The 12034-nt window shown below is 49.9% G+C and carries 12 protein-coding genes; 7 read left to right on the forward strand and 5 right to left on the reverse strand.

The annotated features are described in order from the left end of the window. Positions 1 to 59: 59 nt before the first annotated feature. The 5 genes from AC1RTQ_RS02625 to argB form a co-directional block, all read right to left on the reverse strand. The gene (locus AC1RTQ_RS02625) at positions 60 to 866 is read right to left on the reverse strand and encodes a TetR/AcrR family transcriptional regulator (protein ID WP_304349455.1); all 807 of its coding nucleotides are present in this window, start codon (positions 864 to 866) and stop codon (positions 60 to 62) included. 186 nt (positions 867 to 1052) lie between these two features. Then, positions 1053 to 1748: a nucleoid occlusion factor SlmA gene (gene slmA, locus AC1RTQ_RS02630; protein ID WP_034373339.1), complete on the reverse strand. Its 696-nt coding sequence runs from the start codon at positions 1746 to 1748 to the stop codon at positions 1053 to 1055. A gap of 176 nt (positions 1749 to 1924) precedes the next feature. Beyond that, positions 1925 to 3424, reverse strand: a complete 1500-nt coding sequence (locus AC1RTQ_RS02635; RefSeq protein ID WP_302088986.1) for a sensor histidine kinase — start codon at positions 3422 to 3424, stop codon at positions 1925 to 1927. 130 nt (positions 3425 to 3554) lie between these two features. Continuing rightward, entirely contained in the window at positions 3555 to 4274 is a 720-nt protein-coding gene (locus tag AC1RTQ_RS02640; protein ID WP_003068054.1) for a response regulator transcription factor, read from the reverse strand. Positions 4275 to 4431: 157 nt separating this feature from the next. Further along, on the reverse strand, positions 4432 to 5322 hold the full coding sequence (gene argB, locus AC1RTQ_RS02645; protein WP_492874104.1) for an acetylglutamate kinase: 891 nt from the start codon (positions 5320 to 5322) through the stop codon (positions 4432 to 4434). Positions 5323 to 5597: 275 nt separating this feature from the next. Here argB and AC1RTQ_RS02650 point away from each other — a divergent pair, with 275 nt between their 5' ends. From AC1RTQ_RS02650 to AC1RTQ_RS02680, 7 genes are all read left to right on the forward strand, one after another. Then, on the forward strand, positions 5598 to 6584 hold the full coding sequence (locus AC1RTQ_RS02650) for an MraY family glycosyltransferase (protein ID WP_492874105.1): 987 nt from the start codon (positions 5598 to 5600) through the stop codon (positions 6582 to 6584). Continuing rightward, on the forward strand, positions 6581 to 7447 hold the full coding sequence (locus AC1RTQ_RS02655; RefSeq protein ID WP_492874106.1) for a glycosyltransferase: 867 nt from the start codon (positions 6581 to 6583) through the stop codon (positions 7445 to 7447). The genes AC1RTQ_RS02650 and AC1RTQ_RS02655 overlap by 4 nt, the downstream gene beginning before the upstream one ends. A gap of 198 nt (positions 7448 to 7645) precedes the next feature. Beyond that, complete coding sequence (locus AC1RTQ_RS02660; protein WP_492874108.1) at positions 7646 to 8137, forward strand: thiosulfate oxidation carrier protein SoxY; 492 nt, start codon at positions 7646 to 7648, stop codon at positions 8135 to 8137. Then, positions 8134 to 9837: a GspE/PulE family protein gene (locus AC1RTQ_RS02665; RefSeq protein ID WP_492874109.1), complete on the forward strand. Its 1704-nt coding sequence runs from the start codon at positions 8134 to 8136 to the stop codon at positions 9835 to 9837. The genes AC1RTQ_RS02660 and AC1RTQ_RS02665 overlap by 4 nt, the downstream gene beginning before the upstream one ends. Before the next feature lie 6 nt (positions 9838 to 9843). Then, a complete protein-coding gene (locus AC1RTQ_RS02670) occupies positions 9844 to 11073 on the forward strand; it encodes a type II secretion system F family protein (protein WP_492874111.1) in 1230 nt (409 codons plus the stop codon). 41 nt (positions 11074 to 11114) lie between these two features. Further along, on the forward strand, positions 11115 to 11558 hold the full coding sequence (gene gspG, locus AC1RTQ_RS02675) for a type II secretion system major pseudopilin GspG (RefSeq protein ID WP_492874112.1): 444 nt from the start codon (positions 11115 to 11117) through the stop codon (positions 11556 to 11558). Then, positions 11536 to 12024, forward strand: a complete 489-nt coding sequence (locus AC1RTQ_RS02680; protein WP_492874113.1) for a pilus assembly FimT family protein — start codon at positions 11536 to 11538, stop codon at positions 12022 to 12024. The genes gspG and AC1RTQ_RS02680 overlap by 23 nt, the downstream gene beginning before the upstream one ends. Positions 12025 to 12034: the final 10 nt, after the last annotated feature.

Consider the following 12034-nt stretch of genomic DNA (forward strand, 5'->3'; position numbering starts at 1 on the left):
TGGTTGCGCGTTGAACGGTTTGCTGCTGGGGTTGGAACTGGCGCGGGTTGTGAGTGGCCTCAGGCGGCCGGCGGCTCGCTGGCATAGCGCGCCAGAATGTTGTTGAAGCCTGCATGGGCGCGCTCTATCGAGCCTTCGCTGTGCAGAAAGCGGGCCTCGTAGTGCAAGGCCAGAATCAGGCCGTGAATTTCAAACAGCAACTGGCTGGCATCGGCATCGGCACGCAGATCGCCGCATTCCTGACTTTGCACAATGGTGCGGCGCATGGCGGCCAGCCAGGTGCTGACGGATTCAACCAGTGCATCGCGCACCGGACCCGTGCGGTCGTCGAACTCCACCGCTCCGCTGATATAGATGCAGCCGGAATCGATCTCCATGGAAGTGCGCTTCATCCAGTTGCCAAACAGCTCGCGCAGACGCGGAATGCCGCGCGACGCCTCGATGGCGGGGTAGAAGACTTCCTGCTCGAAACGGTCGTGGTACTCGTGCACCACGGAAATCTGCAATTCCTCACGCGAGCCGAAATGGGCAAACACTCCTGATTTGCTCATCCCCGTGAGCTCGGCAATCGCGCCAATGGACAGGCCTTCAAGGCCGATATGGGTGGCAAGATTGAGCGCTGCCTCGACAATCGTGGCCTTGGTCTGCTGACCTTTGGCGAGCGAGCGGCCCGCAGACCGGACGGCTGCAGCCTCAACGGCCTTCCTGGGGCTAACCGCATCTTGCGCCTGGGCGTGCAGCTTGCGAGACTTTGCGCTAGTCTTCACGGGCCCGCTCTCTCCTTGCTGCCCCGAACGGCCGGCCCTATGCGCCGCATCCCTGGCGGCGGGAGAAGTGGTGGAACGGGAAACGGGAGACGAGGCCATGAAACTCTCAATAAAACGAACGTTCGTTCTATTTTGCACAGTTTCAGGCCGCTTTTGAATCCATCAAGGGTAAATACTTACCCTTCCCTGCCAGAACTTTTGCCGACTCAGGTGCCTTGATACACCATAAAAAACGCCGCCAGTCCTGAGACTGCGGCGTTTCTGAAAGAGTGCCCGACGAGCGACTCAGACCACGACCATCATGGCCAGGCTGGCATCCAGGTGTTCGGTGGGCAGGCGACGGAAGCCCGAGCGAGCATAGCGCTGCAGACGCCCCAGCGCAAACGAAGTCAGCACACTGGCAGCCACCGATGCTTCGGCCGTCGGTGCAGCAGAGCCCATGGCGCCAGCGGCAGGGCGCAGGCATTGGCGCAAGGTGGACTCGATGCGGTCAAAGAACTGGTTCATGCGGGTCTGCAGACGCTCGTGCTCGAAAACAATGGCGTCGCCGACCATCACGCGCACCATGCCAGGGTTCTTTTCGCCGAACTGCAGCAGCAATGCCACCACGCGGTTGGCATTGCGCACGCTCGTGATCGGGTCATGTGCAGCCTCGGGCACATCGCGGCCCACGATCTGCTGCACCAGCGTGAAGACGGACTGCTCGATGAACTCGATCAGGCCTTCGAACATCTGGGCCTTGCTGGCGAAATGACGGTACAGAGCCGCCTCGCTCACGCTCAGATGGGCAGCCAGGGCCGCCGTGGTAATACGGTCGGCACCGGGCTTTTCCAGCATGGAGGCCAATGCCTGCAAGATTTGCTCGCGGCGTTCGCCCGGCTTGGGGCGCTTGCGTGCAGGAGCCATGGCAGGAGCGGCAGGACTGTCCTCCGCGGGATTTTCAATATTGGAAACAGGCGACAGGACTTCAGACTCAGACATAGGCGACTCAGTATTTATTAGCAATTTTCTCACAGCCAGTTGCACTGTTAAGCACACGACTATCCTTACCGGTAGGTGCCAGGTGCGTCAAACCAACCTTAATACACAGCAGGCTTGCGGTCTCCACCCCGAACTTTCACCCCCGCTCTCACCAACACGCAAGCGTAACCGAGAAATTAACCTTTGAGAGCTTCAGATACCTCATGACTGCCCTCTGAAACTGATTGAACCGGAATTTCAAGTCTTACTAATAGGCCTTTACCGAAACTGCCATCTGAAAAACTCAGTACACCTTGATGCAATTGCGTTATTTCATCGGCAATTGCCAGGCCCAGACCGGTTCCTTCTTCAATCACCCCCTGCGCGCGATAGAAACGCTGGGTAATCTGGCTGCGCTCTTCCTCGGGCACGCCGGGCCCGTCATCGTCAACCTCGACAAAAGCCCATTGCTGCACACCCGCCATCTGCAGCAAGGTGGCATCGTCCGTGCCCACAGGCCGGGGGCGCAGACCGCAGCGCAAGGTGACGCTGCCGCCCCTGGGCGTGTACTTGATGGCGTTTTCCACCAGGTTGGAAACCAGTTCGCGCAGCAACCAGCTATGGCCCCAGACCGATGCAGGCTCGACCTCGAGACCAAAGTCCAGATGCTTGATCGAGGCCCGATCGATAAAGGTCTCAAGCATGCTTTCGCATAGCTCCTTGAGATCCACCTCCTGCAGCGGCTGCACCTCGGCATTGCGCGCATCGGCACGCGACAGAGCCAGCAGTTGACGCGCCAGCTGGGAAGTGCGCCGGGTTGCATCGCGCAGCTGCTCGATCTGCTCCACCGTGAGCACGACCTGCGCCGGCTCACCCGTACGCTTGGCCAGGCGCCTGGCCTCCTGTCCGCTCAAGGCCCAGGCCTCCACCTGGGTCTGCAAGGCCGCCAGCGGCGTGCGCAGTTGGTGGGCTGCATCGGCGACGAAACGGCGCTGGCCTTCGGCCTGGGCATTGACCAGGGAGAACAGGCGATTGAGCGAGCGCACCAGAGGCCGCACCTCGGCTGGTGAAGTCTGCTCGTCGATCGGGCTCAGATCGCGCGGCGAGCGGCGCTCCACCGCCTGCGTCAGCTTGTGCAGCGGCTTGAAGGCCCGGCTCACCGACCAGTAAATGGCCACGGCTGCACCCGCAATCAGCAGCAGATTGGGCAGCAGCACATGCATCAGCAGCTGTCGCACCCATTGCTGGCGCACATCGCTGCTGTCGGCCAGCATGACGACCATCTCGCCGGCGCCATAGGTTTCGGCCTTGAGCACGGCAACGCGATAGGTCACACCGTCGTGCTCCTGGCTATGGAATTCCGCCGTACCGGTCGCAGGCACATCGAAGCTGATCCAGGTGTCGCCTGCCACCACATTGCCTTGCAGATCGCCCACGGCATAGCCTGCTTCGTCACCCTGATTGCGCAAAAAGTCTTCGACGCTTGAAGTCAACGACACCAGCGGCGGCGTACCGTCCGCAATCGAGGGCGCGAGCACCGAATCGGCCAGGGCCGGCAGCAAGCGCAACAAACGCTGGTCATGCTGGGTGGAGGCCTCATCCGCAGCGCTGTAGCTGAACCAGCCCCCCATGGCCGCCAACAGCATCAGCGGCACCAAAAGCAGAACCAGCAGCCGAAAACGCAGATTGGCGGTCATTAATGCTTATTCAATGAGAACTCGGAGTATTCAATTTTTATAGCTGCAAGCGCTTTATTAATAACCAGTTCAGATATATAAATAACCAAACTCCATATCAATCAATCGCTGACAGCTATCAAATAGAGAATCAAACGGATTCAGGCATCAACTCCAGCCGATAACCGAAGCCGCGAATGGAGCGCAGGGCCACGCCATGCGGCTCCAGTTTGCTGCGCAGGCGGGACACATAAACTTCCACGGCATTGGGCGTAATTTCGCGGTCCCAACCGGTCAGGGCCTGCAGCAACTTTTCCTTGCTGGCGGGCTTGGGAGCATTGAGCAGCAGATACTCCAGCACCGTCCATTCACGTGGCCCCAGGTCGATGGGCAGCAGCTTGCCTTCAGTTTCGCCCTCCTGCGGCAGCTGGCGTGCGCCGGCGCGACGGCCTGCCGTATCCAGCTCAATGCAGCCAAAGTTCAGGACAGCCGAAGTTGCTGCCTGGGAGCGGCGCATCAGCGCACGCAGGCGCGCCAGCAACTCGGGCAGCTCGAACGGCTTGACCATATAGTCGTCGGCGCCCCAGTCCAGGCCCTGCACCCGGTCCTGCAGCGCATCGCGCGCAGTCAGGATCAACACCGGCATGGCCTTGCTTTCCACATCGCTGCTGCGCAGGCGACGCGTCAGCTCCAGGCCGTTGATGCCCGGCAGGCCGATATCGATCACCGCCACATCGAACGCTTCCTGGGCCAACACTTCCAGCGCACGCTCGGCGCTGCCCACCCAGTCCACGGCATAACCGGCATCGGAAAGACCCAACTTGATACCGCTGGCCACCATCACATCATCTTCCACCAGAAGCAAACGCATAAAGTCCTACCTCGCTCAAAAACAAAAGCCGCCCAAAGGCGGCTTGCGGCGGAGTCTTGAGCGCGACTCCACCCGGGAAAGCCCTGCGGCGATGTTAACGCCATATGTGAAAAGCCACTCGAGAAGAGCAACCACATGTCAGGGCCAGACAGACTCATCAATGGCTGCGAATCATCGTGCCATACGCCTGGTCCGTCAAAATTTCCAGCAGCATGGAATGCGGCACGCGTCCATCGATGATGTGCACCGCATTCACGCCCGCCTTGGCAGCATCCAGGGCGCCCGAAATCTTGGGCAGCATGCCGCCAGAAATCGTACCGTCGGCAAACAGCGCATCAATCTCGCGCGCCGTCAGATCAGTCAGCAGATTGCCGGCCTTGTCCAGAACGCCCGGAGTGTTGGTTAAAAGCACCAGCTTTTCAGCTTGCAACACTGTTGCGAGTTTGCTTGCAACCACGTCGGCGTTGATGTTGTAGCTTTCGTTCTCCTCACCAAAACCGATAGGGCTGATCACTGGAATGAAAGCATCGTCCTGCAGCGCCTTCACCACACTGGGGTCGATGGCCACGATATCGCCCACCTGACCCACATCGTGCTCTATGCTCGGATCCTTGTTATCCAGCATCTTGAGCTTCTTGGCACGAATCAAGCCACCATCTCGCCCCGTCAGGCCCACGGCCTTGCCGCCGGCCTGATGGATCAGACCCACGATGTCCTGCTGCACCTCGCCGGCCAGCACCCACTCCACCACTTCCATGGTCTCTTCATCCGTGACACGCATGCCCTGAATGAATTCACCCTTCTTGCCTAGACGACCCAGCGCCGCTTCAATCTGAGGCCCACCACCATGAACCACCACAGGATTGATACCCACAAGCTTGAGCAACACCACATCTTCCGCAAAGTCTGCCTGCAGGGCGGGATCGGTCATGGCGTTGCCGCCATACTTGATGACCATGGTCTTGCCATGGAACTTGCGGATGTAGGGCAGCGCCTGCGCGAGGATTTCCGCTTTGTCGCGGGGGGCGATGGGAGTGGTGATGGTCATAGTCATAGCTCTCGGTCAATGATCACGTGGGACAATAGAAGCAATCAAGGCCCGCATTGTGCCGCAACTGTCGTGCCTCATCCTGACGCAACCTCAGCGCTTTTCAACGTAACGCTCAAAACGCGAGAATTATCACCAATCATCCACGCTGCATGTTCTCCCTAAATTTTCTGATCTCCGAACTATTCAGGTACGACGCGTTATTTGCCGGACTGATTTCTTTTCTTAGTTGCTTATTTTTGATATTGACAAAATCATGGCATGGTAATTTTTCCATGGACAGCAATATCGGGGTACAGAAATTTCATACACACCCTACTCCTAGAATTGGGGGTATTGCCATTGTGATAGGCGTATTCGCAGGCTTCATCGCCTCCAGCCACAGCATGAGCGCAGCTGAAAAACGCTCCATTCTGAGCTCCATTTTATTGGCAGGCATGCCGGCCTTCATATTTGGACTACTGGAAGACGTGACAAAAAAAGTTTCCGTCAAAATACGTTTACTGGCTACGATGGCATCAGGAATTTTAGGATGGTTTATTACAGGCACATCCCTAACACATGTGGATATTCCTGGAATCGACTGGCTGCTGAGTTACATTTTCATTTCCGTCCTGTTTACCTCCTTTGCTGTAGGCGGTGTCGCCAATGCCATCAACATCATTGATGGATTCAACGGTCTGACTGCAGGTACTGCCCTCATCATGCTCGCCGCCTTCGGAATTATCGCTCGCCAAGCAGGAGATATTCCACTCGCATTTACCTGCCTGATTATTGCTGGTGCGGTGACCGGTTTTTTCCTGCTCAACTGGCCTAAGGGGAAAATTTTCCTGGGAGACGGAGGCGCTTACTTCCTAGGCTTCACTCTGGCCTGGATTGCGGTTCTATTGCCTGAAAGGAACGCAATTATTTCACCATGGAGCAGCCTGCTCATATGCTCCTACCCCATCATTGAAGTCCTGTTCAGTTTTATCAGAAAAACGCTGCGCAAAGGCTATCACCCCAGTCAACCCGATAGCGTACATCTGCATATGCTAGCTAATAGACGCTGGGCAAAAAAAATATTTCCTAATGCATCTCCAACAACACAAAATGGCATGACTTCTCCATTTTTGTGGATTTATGTGTTAATTCCATGTTCTGCCGCTGTATTTTTTTATAACCATAAATATTACACAATCCTATCATTAATAATAAGCATCGTAATTTATCTAATGATGTACAGCAAGTTAGCTTTTTTCCGATGGGGCCTGAAAAAATGACCTCAAACAAGCCGGACAATATAGCAATACTTTTAGCGGCATATAATGGAGAAAATTATATTGAGCAACAAATCTCATCTATCTTAAATCAAGAAAAAGTAAATTTCAAAATATTTTTAAGCATAGATCTCTCCAGCGACAGAACAAAAGAAATTTGCGAAAATATAAATTCGAGCAATATTGAAATTCTTCCTTATGGAGGAATTTATGGCTCAGCCGGGAAAAATTTTTATCACCTGATAAATGAAGTGGATTTTCAAGATTTTGACTATATTGCATTTTCAGACCAGGATGACATATGGAAAGAAAATAAACTTGAAAGAGCAACAAATATTTTAAAGACCGCACATGCGGATGGATACTCCAGCGATTTTTTAGCATTCTGGGAAAACAAAAAGAAAAAATCTGTAAAAAAATCACATCCTCAAAAAAAATTTGATTTCATTTTTGAATCAGCGGGCCCAGGATGCACATTCGTCATTACTAAAAAACTGGCCATAGAAATAAAAAATAAAATTCAAAGCACTTCTCCGCAGTTTTTGCCACACCATCATGACTGGTTCATATACGCATATGCAAGAAGCTGTAATTTTCCATGGATCATCGATGATTTTCAGTCAGTTCTTTACAGACAACACCGAAATAATCAAATAGGAGTTAATCATGGATTGACTCAAAAGATAAAGCGAATAAATATGTTAATTCAAGGAGTTTATAGAAAGCAAATTCTACAAATTCTTGAAAATATAAATACAGAAGATAAAAAATATAAAATGAAAATATTTAAACACCCCATGGAATGCAGAAGAAATCCATTTGAGGCTATTTTATTATTTATTTTTTTAATTCTAGGTTTCGTATGAAATTTCATCTATCACGAGGTTTATATATTTTTCCTCTTTTTCTCAAAAGAATATACTAAAAAATCTCTGCTAGCGCAGCGCGCGCGCTGCAAACCGTCTGGTTGTCGTTGAGATCACAGCAAAACGACGTATCAAGGATTGTGTTGGCGGTTCTTAGAGGTACTGGAAGCTCTCTTGTCATTTCTTTAGAATAGCCCCATGCTCACCGCTTCCAACCGTCTCTTCCTCCTCTCTTTGGCAACTGCGCTAGCTGCTGTTGTCCTACCCTGCGCCAACGCTCAAACACCGCCCCCTGGCGGCCAGGGCGCTTCCCAGCCTCGGCCAGCAACACAGAAAGTAGACGCCTACTTGGGCGCGCTTGCACCATCCACCAGCTTCGAGAAGCTCGCAAGCGGCAATGACTTGCTCCTGGAGCCGCCCTCCGTCGCAGCATCCGGCTCCATCCCCGTCAAGATCAAAAGCACCATTCCCCAAACAGACCGAATGTGGCTCTTGAGCCTCAGCCCTCAACTCGAAGGGCCGTCAGTCCTGCTTGCAAGCCTTGAGCTCACGCCCACAGCCAAACCAGAAGCAGTGCTCCATTTAAATTTGCAACGCACTCAAAATATTCTCCTTGTAGTACGAGCAAATGGAAAATACTACGGATTGCAGCGCCAAGTGAAAATCGGTCAGATTGAAAACAAAAAATGAATACCGAATCAGAAAAATCCAATATTCATCCATTTATAGAATACCTTCAGAGCCAAGGATGGATAGATATTGAGCGCTCGCTGCAGCTAGAAGCAATCATTAAAGAAAAATCTGGCTCACCGCTCACCATAGCAGCAAGAACCGGCATGGTTCCAAGTCAAGTCCTATTCGATGCTTTGTGCCAGTACACAGGATGGCCCTCTATTTCTGGCTCCGAACTCCACAGCATGGCACCAAGAATTCAGGAAGCTCTTTTCAATCTAAGACTACAAGCTGAATGGTGCCAGAAAGAAAATATTATTCTTTGGGAAAATGATGATGGAATCGTTTGCTGCACGACAGATCTAATTTCTCGTACAAGCAACGAAATGCTGCGTATACAAGGAGTACAAAATCATAAAAAAATCTCCATGCGAGCGTGCCGCCAAGTCGATTTAGATAATTTTTATGCAGATATTGCACTCCATCGACAACTCGAAAACAACAATGTCAACAACCTAACTCATCTACGTGAATTAGCCGAAGAAGGTCCAATTGTTGAGCTAGTAAACAGTCTTCTCAGCCAATCAGTTACGCGGCGCGCATCAGATATTCATGTAGAGCCAGGGGAAAATGGGTTTATCACCCGAGTTCGCGTGGATGGCATCATGCGTGAGCTGCAAAGATTTCCGATGGAAAAATTCGATGCGACAGTTTGCCGTATCAAAATACTTTCCCAACTCGACATTGCCGAACGCCGTCTTCCTCAAGACGGTCGAATGACTGCACGCATTCATGGAGAAGTCTTCGATGTTCGAGTATCCATATTACCCGGAAGTAATGGTGAATCTGTTGTAATGCGTTTACTGCGCCAGGATAGGCCGGATTACAATCTTGAAGATCTCGGTATGCTTCCAGATCATACAAATTTATTTCAACGTTGGATTCATACACCTGATGGAATAATTTTGGTCACTGGTCCTACAGGCTCAGGAAAAACAACAACACTTTATACAGCTTTAGATCTTGGCAATGACGGATTAAAAAAAATTATTACTGTTGAAGATCCGGTTGAATATAAGCTTGATGGAATTACCCAGATACAAGTAAACTCCGATATTGGATTCACATTTGCCGCATCACTCCGCTCCATTCTGCGACATGATCCTGATGTTATTCTAATTGGTGAGATACGTGACCAGGAGACAGCCTCCATCGCCGTGCAATCGGCTTTAACAGGTCACCTAGTATTTTCCACGCTTCACACCAATAGTGCCGCAGGTGCCATTACTCGTTTAGCAGATATGGGCATTGAACGTTTCCTGCTCGCATCAAGTTTGCGGGGAATCATGGCACAACGCTTGGTCCGGCGCCTTTGCCCGCACTGTCGCAAGGAAGTAGAAAATCCGGATGAAATTCACCTTGAATTGATAAAAAAAACCCAGAATAAGTACAGTTCATCCCTCGTAGAACCAAAAATATGCCACCCAGTTGGTTGTGATATTTGCCTTCATACAGGTTTTCTTGGAAGAATTGCTGTATATGAAATGTTTGAGGTTGATGCAGATATGAGATTACAAATTCTCAACGCCGTCAGTGAAGAGCAAACCATTCAAAGACTACGTTCTCTTGGAATTCGCTCAATGACACAGGATGGCATTCTCAAGGTAGCTCAAGGCATCACAACCATGGAAGAAATTATGCCCCTTGGTGATTTCTAAGATCATATGCCAAAATTCATATATCAAGCTATTAATCAAAAAGGGCAACGTACCACTGATACGATTGAGTCAGAAAATGAAAATATTGCAATTCAAGATCTATCAAAACGTGGCTTACAAGTTTTCTCCATAAAATCTTCAAATAAAAACAATAATAGAAAAGATTCTCTCAATATAAAATTTTTAGAAAAAAACAGCTCTAAAAAAATAAATTCCGAAGAAATATTGTTGTGCATTCAAGAGCTTTCAACATTATTAAATGCGGGTATTCCTCTGGCCGATTCCGTTCTGAACATTGCCCAAGGGCATGAAACACGTGCATCCGGGCCAATTTTTTCCAGCGCCTATGCAAGCCTGCGATCAGGAAGCAACCTGGCAACTGCACTGCGCCATAGTGGCCTCAATTTACCAGAATATGTTCACGAGCTAATCAAGGCCGGAGAAGAAACCGGAAAGCTTGGTGCCTCCTTGCAGTCTGCAACTCAGCAAATGACAGCGGATGCAGAATTTCGGCGAGAAACCAGAAATGCTCTTACCTATCCTCTCGTACTTATTACCAGCGGATTTCTAGCAACATTGGTTGTATTTATCTTCGTCGTTCCAAAGTTCGCGAATATTCTTACCAATCCCAAAGCAGATATCCCAATGTTCTCACGCTGGGTTCTTCAATCTGGTCTATGGTTAGTCAACAACAAGTTACTTGCAGCAGCCTGTACGGCAGGATTTTTCCTGAGTTTATGGCTTTTATTTAGCCAAAAAAATATTCAGCTTCAACTTTGGGAAAATGCCAGCAAAATGCCAGTTATAGGCACATGGATCACCAACATTGAACTTGCTCGTTGGGCTGGCATGTTTTCTGTCTTACTACAAAATCATGTTCCGCTACTAGACGCTTTAAACCACTCTCTCAATTCTTTAACCGGTCAAAGCTGGCGAGCACGTGCAGAACTAATCGCTAAAGATGTTAAATCCGGACGATCATTAGCTCTAGCTATGCAAGAGCATCAATTTGTTGATGCCATCGGCCTTAATCTCATTAAAGTGGGGGAGCAATCTGGGAAATTACCTCAAACCACAACATCATTGGCTCAGATGCACAGAACCCATGCCCAGCAAAGCATGAAACAATTTTTGATCCTCCTGGAACCTATTACTATTTTATTAGTCTCAGTCCTGCTAGGAGGCATCATGATCAGCGTCATGCTAGCCATTACAAGCCTGACTAACGTCATCTAAATGATGAAATTATTTATTACTCATTTCACAAACAAACTCAAATGAAAAACATTTATAGAAAAAATATCAATCAACAGCGCGGATTTACCCTGCTCGAGATGCTTGTTGTCATGGTCATCATCGGCTTGCTTGCAGGTTTGGTGGGCCCTCGAATTTTCGGGAAGGTTGATACCAGCAAAGTGCAGACAGCGCAAGTGCAAATAAAAATGCTTGAAAGCTCCCTGCAAATCATGCGCCTCGACATAGGTACTTTGCCAGAAGGGGAGACTGCTCTCAAATGGCTCACAAACAAGCCTGAAGATAGCAATATTCAAGCCTTGTGGAAAGGACCTTATCTGGAGGGCCAGCTTCCCGTAGACCCCTGGAACAACCCATATAAAATCACAAGCCCGGGTCCTAATGGAAAAGCATTCTCTGTAATATCTTATGGTGCGGATGGCAAGCCAGGCGGTGAAGGATTAAATGCCGATATTATGTCAAAATAATCACCACCCCAAAAATATCAATCCACACCGCAGCCACATTTCCAGAAATCTACTCAAAGGTTTTACTTTGATAGAAATGATGGCTGTCATGGTTTTATTGGGGCTGCTTGCGGGTATTGTTTTGCCAGGCTTTGAACGCTGGTTCAATTCCACGCAAGACAATGTTACAATTATTGAGATATCCAATAGATTACAAAAATTAATAGTGCGATCTGCACTGCTGGAGCAAGATTTTGAGCTTAACGAAAAAAGTGCAAAAACCATTTTGGCAGATGGTCAAGCAGCGCTCGATTTGCCAGCGGGATGGATGATTGGAAAAGATCAGAAACTCAATATCTGGAAGTCAGGCATGTGCGACTCTAGTTACATAACATTTACCACAAAAAAAGAAAAAATAACCTTTAACATTGATAAGGAAAACTGCCATTTTTCCTTGAAAGAAAAAGTCAAAATTTTTGAAAAATAAATCAAAAATT

This window comes from Comamonas sp. GW821-FHT11H03, assembly GCF_058807955.1.